This is a genomic window from Rothia sp. HMSC036D11 (assembly GCF_001814205.1).
Taxonomy (GTDB): Bacteria; Actinomycetota; Actinomycetes; order Actinomycetales; family Micrococcaceae; genus Rothia; species Rothia dentocariosa.
On sequence record NZ_KV815278.1, the window covers coordinates 281644 to 303454 of the forward strand.

General features: G+C 55.9%; 19 protein-coding genes and 1 tRNA gene. 11 read left to right on the forward strand and 9 right to left on the reverse strand.

Features of this window, described 5'->3' with window-relative positions:
* Positions 1 to 181 precede the first annotated feature (181 nt).
* Both HMPREF2958_RS03465 and HMPREF2958_RS03470 read left to right on the forward strand, forming a co-directional pair.
* Positions 182 to 976, forward strand: coding sequence for an L-threonylcarbamoyladenylate synthase (locus HMPREF2958_RS03465; RefSeq protein ID WP_070696634.1), 795 nt, complete (start codon positions 182 to 184; stop codon positions 974 to 976).
* A 137-nt stretch (positions 977 to 1113) separates the two neighbouring features.
* Positions 1114 to 1356, forward strand: a complete 243-nt coding sequence (locus HMPREF2958_RS03470; RefSeq protein WP_070696637.1) for a hypothetical protein — start codon at positions 1114 to 1116, stop codon at positions 1354 to 1356.
* A gap of 24 nt (positions 1357 to 1380) precedes the next feature.
* On the opposite strand, the gene HMPREF2958_RS03475 is transcribed toward HMPREF2958_RS03470, so the two are convergent.
* A complete protein-coding gene (locus HMPREF2958_RS03475; protein WP_070696640.1) occupies positions 1381 to 2343 on the reverse strand; it encodes a DUF4031 domain-containing protein in 963 nt (320 codons plus the stop codon).
* Between the two features lie 64 nt (positions 2344 to 2407).
* Here HMPREF2958_RS03475 and HMPREF2958_RS03480 point away from each other — a divergent pair.
* From HMPREF2958_RS03480 to HMPREF2958_RS03495, 4 genes are all read left to right on the forward strand, one after another.
* Positions 2408 to 2480: transfer RNA gene (locus HMPREF2958_RS03480), tRNA-Arg, on the forward strand.
* 313 nt (positions 2481 to 2793) lie between these two features.
* Positions 2794 to 3624 carry a DUF6318 family protein gene (locus HMPREF2958_RS10975; RefSeq protein ID WP_065425141.1) on the forward strand — a complete coding sequence of 277 codons (831 nt, stop codon included), beginning with the start codon at positions 2794 to 2796 and terminating at the stop codon, positions 3622 to 3624.
* Positions 3625 to 3824: 200 nt separating this feature from the next.
* Positions 3825 to 4658: a DUF6318 family protein gene (locus HMPREF2958_RS03490; RefSeq protein ID WP_070696644.1), complete on the forward strand. Its 834-nt coding sequence runs from the start codon at positions 3825 to 3827 to the stop codon at positions 4656 to 4658.
* A 223-nt stretch (positions 4659 to 4881) separates the two neighbouring features.
* On the forward strand, positions 4882 to 5721 hold the full coding sequence (locus tag HMPREF2958_RS03495; RefSeq protein ID WP_048754128.1) for a DUF6318 family protein: 840 nt from the start codon (positions 4882 to 4884) through the stop codon (positions 5719 to 5721).
* A gap of 109 nt (positions 5722 to 5830) precedes the next feature.
* Here HMPREF2958_RS03495 and HMPREF2958_RS03500 read toward each other — a convergent pair whose 3' ends face one another.
* Together HMPREF2958_RS03500 and HMPREF2958_RS03505 are read right to left on the reverse strand one after the other, a co-directional pair.
* Positions 5831 to 6532, reverse strand: coding sequence for a TANK-binding kinase 1-binding protein (TBK1-binding protein 1) (locus HMPREF2958_RS03500; protein WP_246828008.1), 702 nt, complete (start codon positions 6530 to 6532; stop codon positions 5831 to 5833).
* A gap of 155 nt (positions 6533 to 6687) precedes the next feature.
* Positions 6688 to 7536, reverse strand: a complete 849-nt coding sequence (locus HMPREF2958_RS03505) for a VOC family protein (RefSeq protein WP_070696651.1) — start codon at positions 7534 to 7536, stop codon at positions 6688 to 6690.
* Between the two features lie 146 nt (positions 7537 to 7682).
* Between HMPREF2958_RS03505 and HMPREF2958_RS03510 the strand changes: the two genes are divergently transcribed.
* From HMPREF2958_RS03510 to sucD, 3 genes are all read left to right on the forward strand, one after another.
* Positions 7683 to 10556: an ATP-dependent helicase gene (locus tag HMPREF2958_RS03510; protein WP_070696654.1), complete on the forward strand. Its 2874-nt coding sequence runs from the start codon at positions 7683 to 7685 to the stop codon at positions 10554 to 10556.
* A gap of 227 nt (positions 10557 to 10783) precedes the next feature.
* Entirely contained in the window at positions 10784 to 11950 is a 1167-nt protein-coding gene (sucC, locus tag HMPREF2958_RS03515) for an ADP-forming succinate--CoA ligase subunit beta (protein ID WP_070696657.1), read from the forward strand.
* 29 nt (positions 11951 to 11979) lie between these two features.
* Entirely contained in the window at positions 11980 to 12897 is a 918-nt protein-coding gene (gene sucD / locus HMPREF2958_RS03520; protein WP_070696660.1) for a succinate--CoA ligase subunit alpha, read from the forward strand.
* Between the two features lie 122 nt (positions 12898 to 13019).
* Here sucD and HMPREF2958_RS03525 read toward each other — a convergent pair whose 3' ends face one another.
* From HMPREF2958_RS03525 to HMPREF2958_RS03550, 6 genes are all read right to left on the reverse strand, one after another.
* A complete protein-coding gene (locus HMPREF2958_RS03525) occupies positions 13020 to 13649 on the reverse strand; it encodes a GyrI-like domain-containing protein (RefSeq protein ID WP_070696844.1) in 630 nt (209 codons plus the stop codon).
* A complete protein-coding gene (locus HMPREF2958_RS03530) occupies positions 13639 to 14175 on the reverse strand; it encodes a PadR family transcriptional regulator (protein ID WP_070696846.1) in 537 nt (178 codons plus the stop codon). Before HMPREF2958_RS03530 ends, HMPREF2958_RS03525 begins: the two co-directional genes overlap by 11 nt.
* A 298-nt stretch (positions 14176 to 14473) precedes the next feature.
* Positions 14474 to 15682 (reverse strand): VIT1/CCC1 transporter family protein, encoded by a 1209-nt coding sequence (locus tag HMPREF2958_RS03535; protein ID WP_070696663.1) that lies wholly within the window; start codon positions 15680 to 15682, stop codon positions 14474 to 14476.
* Positions 15683 to 15927: 245 nt separating this feature from the next.
* Entirely contained in the window at positions 15928 to 16428 is a 501-nt protein-coding gene (locus HMPREF2958_RS03540; protein ID WP_070522005.1) for a Dps family protein, read from the reverse strand.
* 275 nt (positions 16429 to 16703) lie between these two features.
* Positions 16704 to 17363, reverse strand: coding sequence for an HAD family hydrolase (locus tag HMPREF2958_RS03545; RefSeq protein WP_070696665.1), 660 nt, complete (start codon positions 17361 to 17363; stop codon positions 16704 to 16706).
* Between the two features lie 22 nt (positions 17364 to 17385).
* The gene (locus HMPREF2958_RS03550) at positions 17386 to 18063 is read right to left on the reverse strand and encodes an SDR family oxidoreductase (protein ID WP_070696667.1); all 678 of its coding nucleotides are present in this window, start codon (positions 18061 to 18063) and stop codon (positions 17386 to 17388) included.
* Positions 18064 to 18241: 178 nt separating this feature from the next.
* Between HMPREF2958_RS03550 and HMPREF2958_RS03555 the strand changes: the two genes are divergently transcribed.
* Together HMPREF2958_RS03555 and clpB are read left to right on the forward strand one after the other, a co-directional pair.
* Positions 18242 to 18841 (forward strand): hypothetical protein, encoded by a 600-nt coding sequence (locus tag HMPREF2958_RS03555; RefSeq protein ID WP_070696670.1) that lies wholly within the window; start codon positions 18242 to 18244, stop codon positions 18839 to 18841.
* A gap of 224 nt (positions 18842 to 19065) precedes the next feature.
* Positions 19066 to 21663: an ATP-dependent chaperone ClpB gene (gene clpB, locus HMPREF2958_RS03560; RefSeq protein ID WP_070696673.1), complete on the forward strand. Its 2598-nt coding sequence runs from the start codon at positions 19066 to 19068 to the stop codon at positions 21661 to 21663.
* Positions 21664 to 21811 lie beyond the last annotated feature (148 nt).

A 21811-nucleotide genomic window follows, 5' to 3' on the forward strand; every position in this document is an offset into this window, starting at 1 on the left:
GTCAGACTTGGTGTCACACTCATAAGGCTTGCGGCGGATTCTAAACGCTTAAGCCCTCACACTGCGGCTCTATGGCAGAAAAACGCGGGAGAGACCGCATCGTGGTCATGTGAATATCTCATGATGTGACTATATAAAGATAGGCTTGCCTTGTCTTCTGGGCGAGTACAATACTTGAACTATGGAAAATACATCATCAACTCCCATCCGCGAAGACTGGACGGGCGAGGCATCTCCGACAGCCGTAGCGACCCTCTCAGGCACCGGCGGCCTGATCGTCGCCCCCACAAAGGTTGGCTATATCCTCATGGCTACTGATGGCGAAGGCCTCGAACGTAAATTTGACGCCAAGCTCCGCAAGCGCGAAAAGCCCGGTGTCGTGCTGTGCGCATCCTTAGAACAGCTCGATAAACTCGCCCAGATGACTCCAGAAATCCGCGAATTCTACCGGAAACACTGGGATGACGACATTCTTTTAGGATGCATTCTGCCCTGGCGCGAAGACGCTGAAAAGTACCTGCCGGATGAAACGACGAAGGAACTTGCCCGCGATGCGCGCGCAACCAGCTGTTTCGTGGTGCGTTTTGGCACTCCCGCAGAACAGATTGTTCGTGCCCTCTGGGAGAATGAAGGGAAACTGACCTTTGCGAGCTCGGCAAACCCCTCGGGTATCGGGAATAAGGGGCGCGTGACGGGCATTGGCGACCGCATCGAGAACAGCGTAGACGTGATCGTGCGCGGCGATGAATACGTGAAATCCATTCAACCCGATAAGACCGAAGAAACACGCCACGAACAGGGCGTGATGGTCTCGATGGTCGATGCCGAGGGCAACCTAGTGCCCGAACAGCACGGTGAACGCGGCGTGACCCCCGCCCCCACCCTGATTCGTAAGGGTCTGGACTATGAAGAGATTATGCGCCATCTGAGCGGCTCATTCCCCAGTTGGGATTATCGCCACGGCATGTACTACTAAGCCCGCCTCAGGCTATTTTCGGTAGGTTACACGGGACGTGCGTCTGATGGTCGATCAGGCGCACGCCCCGTATACGTCTCTAGGCGTGAGGCGAAAATGCGTTCTTGCGGGGCAGGATATGCGGGTACCATAGAAGAATGCCAACACAGTTTGAAAGCCCTAAGAACAGCTCCGACCAGGAATTTACGTACCTTGCCATCGGCATGGTGGCGGGTGCGATTCCGGGCATTGTGATCGGTCTGCTCGTCGCGCTGCCGCTCGGCAACCCGGCCATGTGGGTTTCTGTCGTCGGCGGCATAGGCATTATTATCGGTATGGTGAGTGCCCGCATGGTCTACCGCAAGAAAACGAGGGCACGAAAAAATCCCCGCAGTGAGTAGGACTAACTCATTGGTAGGCACAATTTAGTGTGCCTCCTTGGTTGGTTGTTCGCTCAACGCTGGGCGGTAGCCCTCCAGCTCGGTACGGAGGTTCAGACGCGCAGGCGCATCCCAGAGAAGATGTGCGGTGTCTGAGGCATAGATCGCCGTGCGGTTCAGAAAACCTTGCAGAATCGCCGCTCGACCGCGAGTGAAGGCGTCCGGAGCGTAATGGGCGTACTCGGCGCGAACCCCAGCGACATAGCGGGTATAACGCGGGCTATCGGCGGCAAGAATCGCAAGGTCAGCATCAAGGAAGAATGCTGCATCGGCGCGGGTAAGCGCGCCAGAGGTATATTCTTCAATACCATCGGCTAGTTGGTGAGAAGCCGTGAGCTCTATCAGGTGCGCAATAGCGGTAATCTCGCGGTTCGTGAGAGACCCGGTGCTTGCCAGGGGAGTGAGGGCGTTGCGTGCGAGGTCGGCACTAGCTGCCTCGTCTTCGCCGGGATTTGCCTCGTAGACGGCATCATGAAACCATGCCGCCAGAAGTACCGCCCGCGGGGTTGCGGTGTGGTGTTGTTCGTAAAGGGTCTTGAGCGCGGTGAGCATTTCCGAAAGATGCACGCTCGTGTGGTATTTCCGATGCGGCTGCTCATAACGCGCCAGCAGATCTTCGCCCAGTGCAGTGTGTCCGGGCAGCAAAGATTCCCAAGCGCGCATGAGGCGTGGGTGTATTTTGTTAGGGCGTTCCCGCAGTGGCACCCGCAGCCCGCTGCCTATCAGGATGCGCGTCAGCCGCGATCCGCTCACCTCGCGCGCACCTGCACGAACCAGCCCCTCGTACCGATACGCGGGAACGTCGTAGTGGTCGGCATCGAAGGCACGCGGACTTATGCCGGTTTTCGCCGCAAAATCGTGAAGTTCCGCCAAAGAAGTGTCAGAAATTAGGTGCGAAAAGACCGTGCCGTGTGCGGGCCAGACGGGTGGGTCGATAAAAATACTCACTCGTCTATTCTAGGGGCGTGTAAGATGCTAAAACCTGTGTGATGCCCGTATAATGGAACGAGTTGCCCCCGTAGCTCAGGGGATAGAGCACTTCTCTCCTAAAGAAGGTGTCGGACGTTCGAATCGTCTCGGGGGCACGGGTAGCGAACCCGCTTGATGCAGCTTCCTCGCGGAGGAGCATCAAGCGGGTTTTATTTTATCTGCAGGGCGCCGTTGCCCGTGTTGAGGGTGCAGAACACCGAAGTATAGACTTGCTTGTACGGTGTTTAATATAGCTGGAACAAATCATTCAGAATATACATTCAATATCTATTACAAGTTAGTAGAACTATAAGGTAGTGTTTTAGATATTATTAATATCACACATGAGGTTGCTGGAGTGAGCTCAGACATAATTCTATGCTAGAAGTGACCGGTTGAACATTGATGTCTGAAAGGAGACTGGTCTCTATGTCCTCTATTGTGAACCGTCGTGCGGTCTTGGGGGTGCTGGGTCTTGGCGCCGGTACCGCCTTCCTTTCTGCCTGTGGTAACTCGGTGACGGGCGGTCAAGGATCCGCTGAATCATCTTCTAGTTCTGCATCGCCAAGTCCCGCACAGTCTAGTTCTTCATCAAGCTCATCGTCGAGTTCAAGTTCCTCAAGCCCAGCAAGTTCGAGCTCCTCCAGCTCGTCAAGCTCAAGCTCATCATCCAGCACGAGCGCCCGCTCCGATTGGAGTGGTGAACCGAGGCTGGATTATGACAGCTACGAGAGCGCAGGCGTGAGTGAGACTGCTACAAAGGAACACCCGGCTCGGAACCTGAAAAGGCCCAAGAAGCCGGATAATATGAACCTGGAATCCACCGAAGGATTCTATTACAGCTTGGCGTATGCTATTGCAGCTATCGACTATGCCCTGAATATGGGGGACGATACCTATGTGCGGATGTCAGGGATGACCGAAAGCGAGCAGGAACAGTTCGCGCGGGAGCATCCTTTAGAAGATATTCGTAACCACACCTACTGGGAAAATGATCCAAGCTACAAGTACACCTTCTTGGACCCGCAGCCTCAACAGAATGGGAGCGAATACACCTGGGACTATAAACTGACTGTTAGCCGCGGTGGTTACTACGTAAGTAACGGCCAGGTGCACGATACCTCGTACTCATCAACGCCAAAGCCGGACGATAAACCTGCCTCGGAATACTACCGGGGAGCGATCACCGGAAAATACACTAACGGCGCATGGGTTCTTAGCGGATTCTTCAACGGTGAGAAGAAGGATTCTTCCTCCTAAGAGATTGATGAAGCGCTAACGAATCTGCGCTGTTCTTTGACAGGATGCTCCTGATCATTCGATGGTCGGGAGCATCTTTATGCGGCGTGTAGAACATAAAGATTCCATAACATTTTGCCGCAAATCCTGAAGTAGGCAGCCCTATACGCTTATTCTGAAAGTGACCGATAAACACCCATACATATCTATGAGAGGCAATGATGTCTTCTATTTTTACCCGCAGAAATGCATTGTTCGTGTTCGGAACCGGAGCCGGTGTGGCACTACTGAGCGCGTGCGGTGGTAATTCCACCGCTGAAAGTTCCGGGTCGGGGAGCGCATCGTCGTCTGATGCATCGCCGAGTACCTCTTCAAGTTCAAGCTCTTCATCGCCGAGTTCAGCCTCGGCAAGTTCCTCATCGGCTTCTGCCTCATCAAGCTCAGAATCCTCATCATCGCAGTCTGGTGCAACCGATATTGATATGAGCGGCAGCTATGGCGGAAAAATCGATTTTGAGTCCGTTCTGGAATACGAGAAATCCGGTACATATGAGCCCGCTACGAAGGAGCATCCGGCAAAAAATGTTCCTAAACCCAAGAAACCTGCCGGTGCGGATGAGAAATCGCTCAAAGGTCTCTACCTGAGCATCGCGTTTGCGGTTGCCGCAACGCAATACGCCTACAACACGGGCGACTATTCCCTGCTGGAGCAAAGCTCTATGGTAGAGCCAGAACGCAACTACTTCTTGAGGGAAGAAAAACTGCGACTCGATAAAACCCGTGAAGGTACATACTGGCCAGATAACGTTACGATCGACTATACGCTCACCCAAGAGAGCCCCCAGCTTGAAGGCGATGGCAAATACAAATGGGATCGTAAATTTATCGTTGAGTACGGTAAATTCGAGGTTATTGACGGCAAAGTTGAGTACCAATCAGACGATGACCATGAAGAGACATATAGCGAAGAGTTTACAGGTGTTCTGACGGCACAGTATATTAACGGAGCTTGGACAACCAACGCGGTTGCCAATCAACCGAAGTATAAGAGCTAAAACGTAGTGCCCTTGCCTCTGTAAAGGTATTTATCTCCGAAGGACTCTGTTTATCCTTTCGGACTACTAATGTGCGTGCTGTACTGCTCTATACCCCTGTGCGACGAGTATTGCTGATGATGACGGGAACTTGTGCGCGGTGCCGCGCTAAGAGGGGCAGTGCAAGCCTAAACTTAAACATATACCGATTTGTCCAACACTTCCGATAAGGAGAACTCTACTCATGTCTTCTCTGTTCGATCGCCGAACCGCCTTACTGGTTCTGGGCTCTAGCGCCGGTGCCGTATTTTTATCTGCATGTGCCCCTAAGGTGAATGGGATTGAGGCGACGTCGCCCGCATCCTCTAGTTCATCGTCTTCTTCCAGCTCGTCGAGCTCTAGTTCCTCGTCGAGTTCTTCAAGCTCCAGTTCGTCGGCATCACGTTCAGCGTCGTCAAGCCCGAGCCCGAGTATCGATATGAGCGGCAGCTACAAGGGCGATATTAACTTTGAATCCGTGCTCGAATACGAGAAGTCGGGTACCTTTGAACCCGCCACCAAGGAACACGCTCAGAGAAACACCCCCAAACCCAAGAAACCGTCGACTATGAACGAAAAATCCGCTAAAGGACTGAGAGACAGTATTGCCTACGCGGTGGCGGCGGTTGAGTATGCGATTAATACGGGTGATTATTCTCTGATCCAGCAAAGCAACATGGATAAAGTGGAGCAGAACTATTATTTAGACCCAGAGACCAAAGAAAAGCTCGAAAAAGTACGCAACGGTAAACGGTGGGTTGATAACGCTAAATTCACATACACCCTAGATACCGAAGTGCCAGATTCTGAGGGTGAGTACTACTCGTGGGACCGCACTTTTTCTGTTGACTATGGTGCGTTTGAGGTCAATGACGGTAACGCAGAAGAACTTGTGCCCGGCGGCGCTAAAGTTACCAAAAAGTTTACGGGACGTCTGCTTGCCGAGTACAAGCATGGTGTGTGGGAGGTTCTAGGGGTCGTTACCCAGATTAAAGAGGAAGGTGAGGAGAGCACAAGTAGTCCATCAGCTTCGTCAAAAGTTTAGCCAACGCTGATCTCGTCTTCCGTGCGGGGCTCTGCATGAGTCCTTGAATAAAAAAGGAACCCTAATCGTGAATTAGGGTTCCTTTTTTATGAGAGGATGAAGGGGAAAGTTATTCCTCGGATTTACCGTCTGCCTCGACGTTCGGCTCGCCCGCGATAAAGGTGGAGGCCGCATCCTTAATGCTGCGCACCAGCTGGTATGCAATACCCGCCAGAGACAGAAGCAGCAGCGCCCAATCCACGGGTAACAGCACGTTCAGGGCGCCGGGCTGATGCGCAGGGTCGGCGAGCGCTGCATCCAGCATAAAAATCGTGGCAATGTGCACGAGCAGGTAGCCCACCGGAGCCGCCGTGAACAGTGCCTGCAGTACCTTCGGCAGGCGTGACGTGTACGCCAGAAACGCCAGCGAAAGCCCAAAAAAGAGCGCAAAAACTATGCCCACCGAACGATGCGCATACGTATACGCACCCAGATTGTCGCCCAGTCCGGAAGCGAAGGCGGACAGGGCTTCGGCTGAGGTGACGGGGGAGAGGTCGGGGACTTGGGCGTTCGCCAGCCTGCCGTAGCTTGGCAGCACCCAGAACGCCACATAGGCGCCCAGCAGCAGAGAAATCGTGACCGCCACGTACAGAAAGGTCTTCGAACGCTGCTGTTCGGCGGGTGCGTTCGCGCGCACGGCACGGTCATCCATGACCTGTTTGAGCTCATGAATTTTATGCTCTTGGGGTTTTCGCCCAGGCTGCGGTCGGTTCTGCCCCTGCTGCGCCTGCTCGCCGTACAGGCGTTTCTTCTGACCTTGTGATAGACCCATACCTTCCATTATTGCGCAGAGCGACTGGTTGTGTCAGCGTGGGGCCTTTACCAAAAGAATGGGAGTATATGCGGGGCAGGCTTCTTGGTCATCTGCCGCGCGGTATCGCTCGTTTTGCTGATACCCCTATATTAGGAAGGCTGTGGTGCAGCGGGTTATAGCTTGGCCAGGTCGATCTTGCCCATGTGCAGGATCTTATCGCGTGTGGCGGCGTTGGCCATGAGTTCGGCGATGTTGTGGGGGACGACCTGCCACGAGACACCCCAGCGGTCGATGCACCAGCCGCAGCGCTCGACCTCGGGCACAGCAGAGAGCCCCGCCCAGTAGCGGTCGATCTCTTCCTGGTCGCGGCAGGAGACGATCATGGAGACTCCGGGCGTGAAGGTGAAATCGTGGAAGGTCCCAGAGTCCGTGGCTGCCATCCAGGTGCCGCGCAGGGTAAAGTCGGTGAACATGACCGTACCCGCATCCAGCGGTCCGCCTTCCTCGTAACGGTACAGAGCACCGCGGCGGGCGTTATCAAACAGGGCGATCCAAGCGTCTGTGGCTTCCTCGGCATGAGCGTGATTAGTACCGCCGAACATGAAGGATGGGATAACAAAGGGGCGCGGATCGCCGTCCGGGTCGGTGAGCATGAGCTGCCAGGTCATGCCGAAACGGTCACGAACCCAAGCGTAGCGCGGGGAGAAGGGGTACTCACCCAGCTCCATGAGTACGCCGCCGGTGCTGAGCCGCTCATAGAGCTCATCAAGGTAGTCTCGGGCCTGTTCCTCTCCGCCGAATAAGAGCGGATCAAAGTTCAGGATGCAGCTGATCGACGGGTTCGGGGCATATTGGTTACCGCCGTTGATGAGCGAGAGCCTGAAACCGTGGATGCTGACCGTCGCCGTGAGCCCGGGCGCCTGCTCGGCAATGGATGTATCGCGGAAAACATCAGTATAGAACTGTGCTGCTTCGTCGGCGGTGCCGTCGCACCAAATAGCGGGAGTGATGACCTGATCCATCCGGTCATCGTAACATGTCTACACCGCGCGGTGGGGTACCGCTAAGAGCGAATTATGCGCGGCAAACGGGCGCTATGGGTGGGAGCGAGAGGGCAAATACGGTAGCATGGAATATCGAATGTGTATTCTAGGCAGCGAGGTAGACCATGAGCGAACCCACCAACTCCGCATCCGGCGTTGAGCCTGCCGCAGATACCCTCTTTGCCGATCTCGAAAACACGCAGCCGCCCTACGACCCCGAATATGATGCCCACATTCCGCCGGAAGATAGCTCCGCACCGGAAGAAGACCCCTTCGCCCACGAATCTTTTATGCCCGAGCTCAACCCTGAAGCGGTGAATGCCCAAACCGTCACCGCCCATGAGGATGCGCTCGGCGAGTTCATGCCGCCCGCCTACCGAGTGGGCGGGTACGGAAGCGAGTACAATCCCGAAGACCCTTACGGGGAGCGCACTTATTCGCTCAGCACTATCGACCCCGCAACCCTGATCGACGGGCTTAACGACCGGCAGCGCGAAGCTGTTTTACACGCCGGTTCACCCCTGTTGATCGTCGCCGGGGCTGGGTCTGGTAAAACCCGCGTGCTGACGCACCGCATCGCCCATCTGCTCGCAACCGGGCGGGCGACTCCCGGGCAGATTCTCGCCATCACCTTCACGAACAAGGCCGCAGCGGAAATGCGTGAGCGCATCCAAGCGCTGATCGGCCCGCGTGCACAGCACATGTGGATTTCCACCTTCCATAGTTTCTGCGTGCGCGTGCTACGCCGAGAAGCTAAGGCACTCGGGCTCAAATCGACCTTCACGATCTACGATTCGGCGGATTCGCAGCGCCTGCTCACGCTCATTATCAAAGAGCTGAACCTTGACACCAAAAAGTTTGCCCCCAAGGCCGTAGGGCACAGGATTTCTGCCCTCAAAAACGAGCTGGTGAGCGCCGAAGAATACAGTGCGGCGGCAGCGAATAACCCGTGGGAAAAGACTATCGCGCAGATTTACACCGTCTACACCCAGCGCCTTCGCGCCGCGAACTCCCTCGACTTTGACGACCTCATTGGCAAAACCGTGTTTTTGCTCAAGAAGTTCCCCGAAATCGCAAACTATTATCGCCGCAAATTTCGGCATATTCTGGTGGACGAATACCAAGACACCAACCACGCCCAGTATGCGCTCGTGCGGGAGTTAGTGGGGGCGCATCCGCAGGGAAACACTCGCGAGCAGGGGCCGTACCCGGATGCTCCGCCGCCCGGCGAACTGACCGTCGTGGGCGACTCAGACCAGTCGATTTACGCCTTCCGCGGCGCCGACATTCGCAATATTACGGATTTCGAGAGTGACTACCCCAATGCGCACATTATTCTGCTGGAACAGAACTACCGTTCCACGCAGAACATTCTCTCCGCCGCGAACGCCGTGATTGAACGCAACCCCAACCGCCGCCCCAAGAAGCTGTGGACGGCATCGGGGGAGGGCACAAAAATCGTGGGGTACGTCGCCGAATCCGAACATGCGGAGGCACGCTACATTGCCCAAGAAATAGACCGGCTTGCCGACGAACACGGCATCAAACCCTCGGATGTGGCGATTTTCTACCGCACCAATGCTCAATCCCGTGCCCTTGAAGAACTGCTGATGCGCGCCGGACTGCCGTACCGCGTGGTCGGCGGCACCCGGTTCTATGAGCGCAAAGAAATTAAGGATGCGCTCGCCTACCTGCGCGCCCTCTCAAACCCGGACGACGACGTGAGTGTGCGGCGTATTCTCAACGAACCTAAACGCGGTATCGGTGCGAAATCTGAGACCGTGGTTGCCGATCACGCATCGGCACAGCGAATTTCTTTCTTCGCCGCCGCCCGTGCCGCTGCTGCCGAGCCGGGGAGTGTGCCGGGTTTGGGCGCTGCCGCCGTGAAAAAGTATGCTCAGTTCGTCAAGCTCATGGACGACCTCGCCCAGATTGCGCGCACTGAATCAGCCGCCACAACCCTAGAGGCGGTGCTCGAACAGTCCGGCTATCTCGCCGCCCTGCGCGAATCTAAGGATATTCAGGACGAATCCCGGGTGGAAAACCTCTCGGAGCTGCTGGATGCGATGGTCGAGTTTGAGGCGGAGAACCCCGGCGCGGACTTAGAACAGTTCTTAGAGCATGTCTCGCTGGTGGCAGATGCCGACTCGATCCCCTCCCGAGGCGCCTCCGCCGACGGGCAGACCCCGTCTGCCGCGCAGATTGCCGCCGAGGCCGCGGAGGCGAAGGCGCAGGGCATGATCACCCTGATGACCCTGCACACCGCCAAAGGTCTGGAGTTCCCGGTTGTTTTCCTGACCGGACTGGAACACGGGCTGTTTCCGCATCAGCGGGCGCTGACCGACGAGGGCGAGATGAGCGAGGAACGCCGCCTTGCCTACGTGGGGCTCACGCGCGCGATGCAGCGGCTCTATATCACCCGCTCTGAGACCCGCACGATGTGGGGCAAGAGCCAGTTCAACCCGCCCTCACCCTTCCTGGAAGAGATTCCCGAGGAGCTGATCGAGTGGCGCCGCCTGGGCGGTTTTGCCGGGTTTGGTGCCTCCGGGATGGGCGCATACGCCAACGGTGCCAGCGGGTATGGAGGCTACGGGCAGGGCGGCTATCGCGGGGCGAGCGGATACAGCTCCGGCGGTGGGCGCAATGCTGATGGGCGCGGGTTAGACGGGCGCAGCACGGGCGGCTACGGCACAGGATACGATGAATCCCGCACCCGAGCGAACCGTGAACCATCAACCGCTGAGGTCAATGGTTCGGCAAGCTACGGTTTGGCGGCCGCAGCCAGCGCATCCGGAGCGGTGCGCAACCGTTCGCGGGTGCATCAAGGCAAGGAAATTCCGCAGCTGAAGGTGGGCGATACGGTGCGCCACACCAAGTTTGGAGAGGGCCGAGTTCTCGCTCTGGAAGGCACCGGCGATAAGACCGTGGCGAAGGTGCGTTTTGCCTCCGAAGAGAAGCGTTTGCTGTTGCGGTATGCGCCGTTGGAGAAAGTCTCGTAGACCCCGACCCGTAGGGCGCATCTGAACACGTGATGCCACCCACAAAAACCGGGTTGATGTGCACCCATAAGTGCACACTAACCTATATTTCCGATAAAGTAGAGACGAGAGGATTTCGAAAGCGTTTTCGCGCGCCCGCACGGGTGCCAAGGCGCATCGTATGAACCTCATGAGACCAGGCCGTCGCACCCCATGCGGCGGCATCACTTCGACGAAGAAGGACACCTGTGGACCTTTTCGAATACCAGGCGCGCGATCTCTTCGCAAAGCACGGTGTACCCGTGCTCAAGGGTATTGTTGCGACCACTCCCGAAGAAGCAAAGGCAGCAGCTGAGGAAATCGGCGGCCTGACCGTCATTAAGGCTCAGGTTAAGACCGGTGGCCGCGGTAAGGCTGGCGGCGTGAAGCTCGCTAAAAACCCTGATGAGGCATACGAGTACGCTCAGCAGATTCTTGGTATGGATATCAAGGGTCATACCGTTCACCGCGTGCTGGTCGCACAGGGCGCTGACATTGCTGAAGAATACTATTTCTCGATTCTGCTTGACCGTGCAAACCGTTCGTACCTTGCCATGTGCTCGGTAGAGGGTGGCATGGAAATTGAGCAGCTCGCCGCTGAACGCCCCGAGGCTCTCGCTAAGGTTGAGGTGGACCCGCTGGTGGGTATCGACTCCGCCAAAGCACAGGAGATCGTTGAGGCCGCCGGGTTCTCTGCTGAACTGCAGCCCAAGGTGGTTGAGGTTCTCGTGAAGCTGGGTGATGTCTTCAATAAGGAAGATGCAACCCTCGTTGAGGTTAACCCCCTCGTGCAGACCCCCGAAGGCGATATTCTGGCTCTTGATGGTAAGGTCTCTCTCGACGATAACGCGGAATTCCGCCAGCCCGATCACGTGGCGCTTGTCGATAAATCCGCCGAAAACCCGCTGGAAGCTAAGGCTAAGCAGCACGACCTGAACTATGTGAAGCTCGACGGTGAAGTTGGCGTTGTCGGCAACGGCGCCGGTCTGGTGATGTCTACCCTGGATGTGGTGGCATACGCTGGCGAAAAACACGGCAACGTGAAGCCCGCCAACTTCCTCGATATCGGTGGCGGCGCATCCGCTGAGGTTATGGCTGCGGGCCTTGAGATTATTCTGGGCGATGAGCAGGTTAAGAACGTTTTCGTGAACGTCTTCGGCGGTATCACCTCGTGCGATGCCGTGGCTGAGGGCATCGTGAAGGCGCTTGAGATTCTGGGCGATTCCGCAACTAAGCCGCTTGTGGTGCGCCTGGACGGCAACAACGTGGAGGAAGGCCGCCGCATCCTCTCTGAGGCAAACCACCCGCTCGTGGTGCAGGCAACCACCATGGATTCAGGCGCCGACAAGGCAGCAGAGCTCGCTAACAAGGCGTAATCGCCACCGAAGGATTTATAGGAAAAACTATGTCTATCTTTGTGAACAAAGACTCTAAGGTCATCGTTCAGGGCATCACCGGCGGCGAAGGCACCAAGCACACCGCTCGTATGCTCGCAGCTAGCACGAACATTGTGGGCGGCGTGAACGCCCGCAAGGCTGGCACCACCGTTACCCACAAGGCAAAGGACGGCTCCGATGTTGAGCTGAAGGTTTTCGGTACTGTTGCCGAGGCTATTGCCGAAACCGGTGCAAACGTTTCGATTGTTTTCGTGCCGCCCGCCTTCACCAAGGCCGCCGTGCTTGAGGCTATTGAGGCTAAGATCGGTCTGGTCGTCGTCATTACCGAGGGCGTGCCTGTGCAGGATACCGCTGAGTTCTGGGCTGCCGCGAAGGCTTCGGTGGACGAGAACGGCAAGCAGATTACCCGCATTATCGGGCCGAACTGCCCCGGTATTATCACCCCTGAGGAGTGCCTGGTCGGTATTACTCCGGCGAATATCACCGGAAAGGGCAAGATCGGTCTTGTCTCCAAGTCGGGTACCCTCACCTACCAGATGATGTTCGAGCTCGCCGACATTGGGTTCACCACCGCTATCGGTATTGGCGGCGACCCGATTATCGGCACCACCCATATTGACGCTCTGGAGGCTTTCGAGGCTGACCCGGAGACCGAGGGCATTGTGATGATTGGTGAGATTGGTGGCGACGCGGAGGAGCGTGCCGCCGAGTACATCAAGGCGAACGTCACCAAGCCCGTAGTCGGTTACGTGGCTGGTTTCACCGCTCCTGAGGGCAAGACCATGGGCCACGCGGGTGCGATCGTCTCAGGTTCTTCGGGGACCGCACAGGCGAAGAAGGAAGCTCTGGAGGCTGCTGGCGTGAAGGTTGGCAAGACCCCTTCCGAGGCCGCTAATCTGATGCGCGAAATCTTCGCCAACAAGTAGCATTCCGCCCGGGTAGGGCAGCTAATAAGACCCCCGGCGGTGCGAGTATTACGCTCGCGCCGCCGGGGGCTTCGTATATTCTCACAGCCAGGGTGCTATCTTCTAGTGAATAAACGCCACTCTTATTTAATCGGATGACGGACAACAGTCTTCATTTTTTCTGGGTTGGATTTCCTCGGGTCACTGAGATAAATTTCATGATGTAGGCGCTCTGCGCTCATGTCTATTTGATAGTCATTTTGAATGGCAAACTCATGCATTGCAGCAACGGTTTCAGGCTCGCTGTCATAAGTACCAATGTGCATACATTGTACGCAGAGTCCTTCGTTGTAAGTTAGAAATTCGACCTTTGAAAAATCACGCTTTTTCTTCTCCGTGGCTGTTTTAACAGCCCAGTCGAAGTCTTCTTTGGCTACAAAATCTGGCAATCGAATGGCAGATATAAAATGCATATCTTGTTTCCTTGTATAATCCATTGCATTTCCGCTTTTATCTTGCCACCAAAAACCTTCAAGAGGAGGAACAACGTAGTTAAAGAATCCATTTATTTTGCGAGGACCTTTATGGCTCATTTTTAGGGTATAAGCCACTCCATACAATAATTCAATAGCTTCTTTATACTCGCCCCCATCTTGATTAGGGTCGCCTGTACCGCGAACAGCCAGATAGTTCATTGTGGGAACAGTGATAATGCTGGGTTCTGTCTTGGGTTGGTAGAGCTCCTTGAACTCTTTCTTATAATCAAATGCCATCTTCATTTCCTCCTTGAAGTAGATGAATTTCCTGGTTGATCCAATCTAATTCTGCTAGCATTAGCGCTTGCCCGAGACTAAAAAGCTGCTGAGCAATGGGGGCATGATGCTGACTATTTTCTCGTTCGTGTAACATGTTGCTGAGGTCAGTCTCAAGGTTCTCCTTTCGCTTGGAAAGTGCGACGATTAACTCCTCGTTGTCTAAAAGAAAACTGGTTGCGAACCCCGTCATGAAATGTGTGTTTGTGGGCTTACGTTCGCAAATCATCTCTAGTGTTGCTTCCTTTAAGGCTTCAACACCTTTATCGGTAATCTGATATTCCTTTTTCTCTTTACCTTTACTGGCTTTACTATCAGCCAGCCCCTTTTTCTCTAATTTATCAAGAATGTAGTAAATAGACGAGAACCCAATGTCTGACCACTGACGCATACCACGTTCTGTAATTACCTGTTCAATGTGATAACCGTGCTGCGGCCCTTCAGTCAGAATACCTAGAATAAGCTGTTCATTTAATGAAATACCCATAGACACCTTCATCATATTATTCTAGTAGTAGAATACTTCTACTCTAGTACTAGAATAATATGGTGTCAATACTTATAAATAGCCTACTTTTAGGGGCTGCTCATGGAGGGGCACTGCGCTCATGCAACGAAACACCGGCTTCTCAGCTGCCTACACCACTTGTTCCTAAAATCTGGGCCAGAGAATATTTTTCGTGGTGAGTGGGCTGTATGGCGGTTGCAAAACAACCTCTAAAGAATCACTCTCCACATATGAACGCAGATAAGTATTCTTTCCAGAATAGTTTTTCTCGGGGACCCTAACCCAGCGTAGTGCCGAAGGCTAGGCCCAGCAGGTAGGTGATGCCCGCCGCGCCTAGTCCGATAAGGATTTGGCGCAGTCCGCGGCGCATCGGGGAAGACCCCGAGAGCAGCCCCACGATACCGCCGGTGAAGCCCAACGCCATGGCGACGAACAGGAGCGAAAGCGCCATCGACCAGACGCCGGAAAGCCCGAAAATATAGGGCAGAATCGGCACGAGCGCCCCGGATGCGAAGAAGCTAAACGATGCCGCCGCCGCGCCAATATCCGTACCCAGCGCTACGTTTTCTTCCTCACCCTCTTCATCAGCACGATGCGACAGCGATGGGTCGCAATCACAGTCGAGGTACCCGAAACGTTCCAGTGCGCGGTGATGCGCCGCCTCCTCATCCATACCGCGCGCCCGGTAGATAAGTTCAAGCTCGTTCGCATCAATATCAAGGTCGCCCGCCACACGCAGGGTCACCTGGGTCGGCTGGGATGCATCCAAAAGTTCGCGCTGGGAACGTACCGAAACGAACTCGCCCGCCGCCATAGAAAGCGCACCCGAGAGCAGCCCGGCAATCCCCGAAAGTAACACCATAGAACTGGATGCGCCCGAGGCCGTAATACCGATTGTCAGCGCCAGGTTTGAGACCAGCCCGTCGTTCGCGCCGAACACCGCCGCGCGGAAGTTGCCCGAGAGCTTTTCACGCCCGTTAGTGGCCAGGGCACGGATGATTTCTTCGTGAATAGCCTCGTCAGCCGCCATTTCTTCGGTGGCGTCGGGATCTTCGGCGTAGGGGGAGCGGGATTCGGCACGCTGAGCCATCGCCAGAATAAAAACCGACCCGAAATGCTGCGCAAGGAACTGCAAAATCGCCGAAGATAGCGAAGGACGTGAGGGTTTACCGGCATGTTCGCCAAGCATATCGCGCCAGTGCTGTTGATGGCGTTTCTCGGCTTCGGCAACCTGCATCAGAATCTCACGCTCTTCGCCCTCGGCGCGCTGGGCCAGGTAGCGGTAGATGCGCGCCTCCGACTCTTCATCGGCGAGATAGCGCCGCCACCGCCGGATCTGCGCATCACTCGGCTGGGTGACGGGGTGGTGCCGTGCCGGTATGTGCCCGGCTGCCGGGGAGGAATCTTCGGATGCGGTGCGAACCCCCTCAGCCTGGGCGGTGAGAAGATGCTCGCTCTGAGTTTTATGCGGTTCGGCCGATGTCATAGATATCCCGGGTAGATTGGTGTGCAACTCACCAGCATAGGGGGTTCGTACTCGAAAATCTAGGAAAAGGTGCCGGTGCTTTTATGTTCGCTGCGTCGAAAAATATCTTTCCCAGTACCCTCATTGGTACGTTTCTTCACGCGAAAAAGAATTTACAGGTAGCGTGAGAAACGGTTGTTAAGAAAAAGGTGCCGCCTCCCGCGTAGGGGAGACGACACCTTTCGTTCTAAAATCCTGTGTGCGGATTACTTGATTTCGCCTGCGCTGTTCTCTAGGAATGCGCGAACGAACCACTGGAACTTCTCAAGCTCAGCGGTCTGGCCGATCAGCAGATCCTCGGTAATGGGGTCAACCTTGCCGGCGAACTCGATAGCCTTGCGCTGGTCTTCGATCACGCGGGTGTAGACGTCGTTGAGGGCATGCAGGTGTTCGGTCACGCGAGCGCGGCCTACGGGGTAATCCTCGTGGTTGCGTGCTGCGACCAGTGCACCGGCGAGACCGTTGGGGGTTGCACCCAGGGTTGCCATACGTTCTGCGATGTCGTCCACGAAGTTGCGAACGGTGTCGACCTGCGGGTCAATCATTTCGTGCACGGCGATGAAGTCGGGACCGGTTACGTTCCAGTGTGCGTGCTTCAGGGAAAGATGCAGTTCGTTGAGGTCGTGCAGGCGAGCCTGTAGAACCTCGGAAATTTCTTTGCCTTCGTCAAGAGTAAGACCGGGTGCGGTGTATTGTGCGAATGTCATATGAGACTCCTTCTGAGTGTGTAGATGCTGCTTCAAGGGGTAGATGGCGGGGGATTCTCGCCCGCTATTTCCCCACAAAAGCGTTATCCTTAGTAAATCATTTTTACACCCCGGAGTCAAGTTTATTTTTAGTAACTCATAATAAGGTTGGCTTTGGAAGTGGTTCTGGCAATGCTAAAAAATAGCCCAGATAAGGCTTAGCACACCCTGCCACAACCCTGTGCAATCAGCGAATCATCATCGTGAATACGGTGAGGAATGCGAAAATCGGGCGGCTATTCGCCTAAGGCGCGCACCGCATCCAACGTTAACTCGGTATGTAACATGCGGGCATTCCCCAGCTCGGCAGGAACCTCAAGCTCACCCGGCACTACAATTACCTTCATGCCCGCCGCCGTTGCGCTGCGCACCCCGGAGGGCGAATCCTCAAGCGCCACACACCGGCTAGGCTCAACCCCCAAACGCTGCGCCGCCAAAAGGTACGGTTGTGGATCCGGCTTCGGATGCGTTGTCTCATCGTTGCCAATAATGACCGAGAACGTTCCTTTTGGGGCGGTATCGGCTGTACGCTGAGCGATCGACGTAGTCGCATTCGTAACAATCGCCGCCGGAATCTGGGCATCACGCACTTGGGTTAGGAAACGCTCAATACCGGGCAGAAACTCCACCTGCTGATGCGCCAGTGCCTCACGAACCTTAGCAACCAGGCGCTCGTTAATCTGCTCATCCGGCAGATCAACCCCGCGTTCGCGCAGGCGGTCAAGCGTAAACTTCATGGAAAGCCCCAGACAATCCAGGGTATCCTGCTCGGTCCAGGTGCCACCGAACTCGGCTGCCAGAGCAACCTTTGCGGCAGCCCACACCGGCTCGGTATCTACAAGTGTGCCGTCATGGTCGAAAAGAATTGCGGCGGGAAAAGAAGAATTATTCGTCATAGATTAAGCCTACCGGGCATTTCTAGGTAGCCCGTAGGACAACGTCATCAATCGTCACCAGAAAATCTGTCCCCGCGTTCAGTGGGTTTCCCGCAATATTGAGCAGAGCATCAGCAACATCCTCACGGGCAATCGTCGGGATGCCCGGAACCTGTGCAACACTCGTCACATCAACCACCTTCGCCCCGCCCTTACCCGGCTTATCTGTCAGCCTGCCCGGCAGTGCCCGCGAAATATACGGCTGATACTTAGTAACCATAGCGTCGGCCTTCACGCGGTCCCTAAAAATACTGCGCATAATGGTCTTACACACTACACGCATTAAGAAAGATGCGCTCCGTACCGTATCACCTACCCCGTAGGCGCTCATAATAACGCAGTGCTTCACACCCGCACCCACTACCGCCTCCATAATGAGCGGCAGGCGCTTCTGCATGAACTTGGTCGATAGAAACTCCCGTACCGTAGCTTTCTGCCCCAGGATGCTAACCATCACATCCTGCCCGGAAGAAACCGTGGCGAGCCGCTCAGCATCGTTCAGGGCACCAGGGACAATAATGAGGTTCTGGTGTTCCCCCAAAAGCGCTGCCGCCTTATCGGGGTTACGCACATAGGCGGTGACCGTGTGTCCCTCCTCTAACGCTTTGCGGGTGAAAAGGCTTCCAGTGCGACCGCTTGCTCCTAAAGCCAATATTTTCATGTAGGCTCCCAATATTTATCGCTGTGGTTGGTATGGGCACCCGCAAGCGCCCGATGTGCTCAGTATAACAATAAAGTTTTTGGTTTAAGTTTAGGTTTATGCGGGATTTACCGCAGAAAGCCCGCTGACATGGTGAGTGCTGCCCCAGCCTGGGGCACAAACCGTTTAAGATGGCACAGTGAACGAAAAATCAGAGCACTCCGGATCGCATCCGCACGTAAATTCATTAGCCGCACGCACACCTGCCGTCATGCAGGTTGCAACCCTCTATGCCGCCTACCCCATGGCGTTTGTTTCTGCCGCCTGGATTACCGTAGGTCGTGCCCTCTTTGGCGCCGCCGGTGATCTCGTGCCTATTTTTGCTATCTCATTCGGTCCAGCACTCGCCGTAATTCTGTGCTTGGGTGCGTGGTGGATGTTTCGTGATGCGCATCGTCGCGTTGCCAGTGGCGAGCACCTGCGGGTTGGTGCATCCTGGGGATTCGTATTTTCCGTGTGGGCCTGCTGGACGCTCGCATTTCTCTTTGGGATGTTCATCCCCGACTACCGTGCCGGGGTGCCGGTGTCAGGAATTGGCGCGCTTGCGGGTGCCGATTACGTGGGCTACGGTGCAGGATTTGGGAATACCTTCGGAATTTTGACCTTTGCCATGGCTATTACCGCCGCCGTGATCGCTTTCAATGCCAATAGGCGCTCGGCGCGCATGCAGCAGGGTGTTACCGACGAGGTTTTGGAGGAGCAGGCGCGACAACAAAGCCCGTATGATTTCTTGGACTGAGGCCTATCTGATTCTCGCCCCCGCGCCCTAAAAGGCTCTTGATACGAATAAAGTTGTATTTTTCGCCGCTTTATTCGCATAAAGAGCCTTTTTTAACACTGAATTTTGGTCCCGAAAACCGTCGGTAACCCCTTGCATCCAAACATTGAGTGTAGTAGACTCAAGTTAGCTGTAAAAAGAAGGCGCAGGATGCGCCCCACACAAGACGCGAAAGGATAAGATTTATGGACGCAAAATTCACAACCAAGAGCCAAGAAGCGCTCTCCGCCGCTAATATGAACGCGCAGACAGCGGGTAACCCCAGCATCGAACCTGCGCACATCCTCAAAGCACTGATGGATCAGCGAGAAGGCGTTGCCGTAGCGGTTCTCAAGGCCGCAGGGCTTGATGTCGATGCCATTTCGGAAGCCGCATCTGCAGAGATTAAGAAGCTGCCGAAGGCATCTGGCGCATCCGTGCAGAACGCAAACTTCAGCCGCAGCGCCCTCGCCGCTATTCAGAGCGCGCAGACCCACGCCCAAAAATTCGGTGACACCTATATCTCTACCGAAATGCTGCTGCTGGGCATCGCAAGCGGCGATAGCGATACCGCTCGCGCACTTGAAAACCTGGGCGCAACTGCCAAAGTCATTGAAGAGACCATTCCCCAAGTACGAGGAGACCGCACCGTGGATACCCCGGACCCCGAAGGCACCTTCCAGGCCCTTGAAAAGTACGGAACCGACCTGACCGCGCTCGCCCGTGAAGGCAAACTCGACCCCGTGATCGGTCGAGACTCTGAAATCCGCCGCGTGGTGCAGGTGCTCTCACGGCGCACCAAGAATAACCCCGTGCTCATTGGTGAACCCGGCGTCGGTAAAACCGCTGTGGTCGAAGGGCTGGCTCAGCGCATGGTCTCTGGCGACGTCCCCGAATCACTGCGCGGTAAAACCCTGATCAGCCTTGACCTTGGGTCCATGGTTGCGGGCGCTAAATACCGCGGCGAATTCGAGGAACGCCTCAAGGCCGTGCTCGAAGAAATCAAAAAATCCGAAGGCCAGATCGTCACCTTTATCGACGAGATGCATACCGTGGTTGGTGCGGGCGCATCCGAAGGTTCCATGGATGCGGGCAATATGCTCAAGCCCATGCTGGCACGCGGTGAGCTGCGCATGATTGGTGCTACCACGCTTGACGAGTTCCGCGAGAACATTGAGAAAGACCCCGCCCTGGAGCGTCGTTTCCAGCAGGTTTACGTGGGTGAGCCGAGTGTTGATGACACTATTGGTATTCTGCGCGGGCTCAAGGAACGCTACGAGGGGCACCATAAGGTGCAAATCTCGGATGCCGCCCTAGTCGCCGCCGCAGCACTTTCAAATAGGTACATTCCCTCACGTCAGCTGCCCGATAAGGCGATCGACCTGGTGGATGAGGCAGCATCGCGCCTGCGCATGGAGATCGACTCGGCCCCCGAGGAAATCGATCAGCTGCGCCGCGCCGTAGACCGTCTGACCATGGAAGAACTGGCCCTCAAGAACGAGACCGACCCAGCGTCGAAGGAACGCTTGGCGGCGTTGCGTAAAGACATGGCTGATAAGAAAGAACAGCTGGATGCGCTCAACGCCCGCTGGGAAGCCGAAAAGGCCGGTCTGAACCGTGTGGGTGATCTCAAGAGTGAAATCGACGAGCTGCGCTCGCGTGCCGAGGTGGCACAGCGCGAGGGCAACCTGGCGGATGCATCCCGCCTGCTCTACGGCGAAATTCCCGCCAAGGAGAAGGAACTGGAGGAAGCTCAGCGCGCCGAAACTGAGGCTCATGGCGAGGCTATGGTCTCTGAAGAGGTCACGGCTGACGACATTGCCGAGGTTATCTCTTCCTGGACGGGCATTCCCGCCGGGCGCATGCTTCAGGGCGAATCCGAGAAGCTGCTGGAGATGGAGAAACGCATCGGTGAACGCCTGATCGGTCAGGAAGCTGCCGTGGTTGCTGTAGCGGATGCGGTTCGCCGCGCCCGCGCCGGAATTTCCGACCCGAACCGCCCGATTGGTTCCTTCCTGTTCCTGGGGCCGACCGGTGTGGGTAAGACCGAGCTTGCGAAGGCTCTGGCGGAGTTCCAGTTTGACGACGAGCACGCCCTAGTGCGCATCGACATGAGTGAGTACGGCGAGAAACACAGCGTTTCCCGCCTGGTGGGTGCGCCTCCCGGATATGTGGGTCACGAAGAGGGCGGTCAGCTGACCGAGGCCGTGCGCCGTCGCCCCTACTCCGTGGTGCTGCTGGACGAGGTTGAGAAGGCTCACCCCGAGGTCTTCGATATCCTGCTGCAGGTGCTTGATGACGGTCGCCTGACTGACGGTCAGGGTCGCACCGTGGACTTCCGCAACGTGATTCTGATTCTGACCTCGAACCTGGGTTCCCAGTATCTGGTCGATCAGGAGATGCCGTTTGAGGAGCGCACCGAGAAGGCGATGCAGGTGGTTCACCAGGCGTTCCGTCCCGAGTTCCTGAACCGTCTGGATGACATCATCATGTTCGAGCCGCTCTCTTCCGAGCACCTGGGACAGATTGTTAACCTGCAGATTCAGGGCATGGGCAAGCGTCTGACCGACCGCCGCCTGACCCTGGATGTTACCCCCGCCGCCCTGGAGTGGCTGGGCTTGGCAGGGTACGATCCGGCCTTCGGTGCCCGCCCGCTGCGCCGCCTGGTACAGCGCGAGATCGGCGACCGTCTGGCGAAGGGCATCCTCTCGGGCGCTATTCACGATGGCGATACCGTAGAGGTGGATGTGAACCCGGATGTTGCGATGGACGGTCTGTCAGTGACCTCCAAGCGTGACGACTAACTCTTCACAGCGCGAAACAGAATGCTAAGTTGCAGCGGGAGCGTAAACTACGCTCCCGCTGCAACTTTCCACTCCCGGAGGAGTTCGTGCTTGCAGAGCTAAGGACCGATACGCCTGTTTGCATAAGCTTCTAGATATTTCAAAATGC

Excerpts from the sequence above, each read along its gene's own strand:
- clpB (WP_070696673.1), top strand. The coding sequence starts at position 19,066 with ATGGACGCAAAATTCACAACCAAGAGCCAAGAAGCGCTCTCCGCCGCT.
- HMPREF2958_RS03545 (WP_070696665.1), bottom strand. The coding sequence starts at position 17,363 with ATGACGAATAATTCTTCTTTTCCCGCCGCAATTCTTTTCGACCATGAC.
- HMPREF2958_RS03500 (WP_246828008.1), bottom strand. The coding sequence starts at position 6,532 with ATGGGTCTATCACAAGGTCAGAAGAAACGCCTGTACGGCGAGCAGGCG.
- HMPREF2958_RS03465 (WP_070696634.1), top strand. The coding sequence starts at position 182 with ATGGAAAATACATCATCAACTCCCATCCGCGAAGACTGGACGGGCGAG.
- HMPREF2958_RS03540 (WP_070522005.1), bottom strand. The coding sequence starts at position 16,428 with ATGACATTCGCACAATACACCGCACCCGGTCTTACTCTTGACGAAGGC.
- HMPREF2958_RS03535 (WP_070696663.1), bottom strand. The coding sequence starts at position 15,682 with ATGACATCGGCCGAACCGCATAAAACTCAGAGCGAGCATCTTCTCACC.
- HMPREF2958_RS03495 (WP_048754128.1), top strand. The coding sequence starts at position 4,882 with ATGTCTTCTCTGTTCGATCGCCGAACCGCCTTACTGGTTCTGGGCTCT.
- HMPREF2958_RS03510 (WP_070696654.1), top strand. The coding sequence starts at position 7,683 with ATGAGCGAACCCACCAACTCCGCATCCGGCGTTGAGCCTGCCGCAGAT.
- HMPREF2958_RS03470 (WP_070696637.1), top strand. The coding sequence starts at position 1,114 with ATGCCAACACAGTTTGAAAGCCCTAAGAACAGCTCCGACCAGGAATTT.
- HMPREF2958_RS03490 (WP_070696644.1), top strand. The coding sequence starts at position 3,825 with ATGTCTTCTATTTTTACCCGCAGAAATGCATTGTTCGTGTTCGGAACC.
- sucD (WP_070696660.1), top strand. The coding sequence starts at position 11,980 with ATGTCTATCTTTGTGAACAAAGACTCTAAGGTCATCGTTCAGGGCATC.
- HMPREF2958_RS03550 (WP_070696667.1), bottom strand. The coding sequence starts at position 18,063 with ATGAAAATATTGGCTTTAGGAGCAAGCGGTCGCACTGGAAGCCTTTTC.
- HMPREF2958_RS03530 (WP_070696846.1), bottom strand. The coding sequence starts at position 14,175 with ATGGGTATTTCATTAAATGAACAGCTTATTCTAGGTATTCTGACTGAA.
- HMPREF2958_RS03525 (WP_070696844.1), bottom strand. The coding sequence starts at position 13,649 with ATGGCATTTGATTATAAGAAAGAGTTCAAGGAGCTCTACCAACCCAAG.
- HMPREF2958_RS03505 (WP_070696651.1), bottom strand. The coding sequence starts at position 7,536 with ATGGATCAGGTCATCACTCCCGCTATTTGGTGCGACGGCACCGCCGAC.
- HMPREF2958_RS10975 (WP_065425141.1), top strand. The coding sequence starts at position 2,794 with ATGTCCTCTATTGTGAACCGTCGTGCGGTCTTGGGGGTGCTGGGTCTT.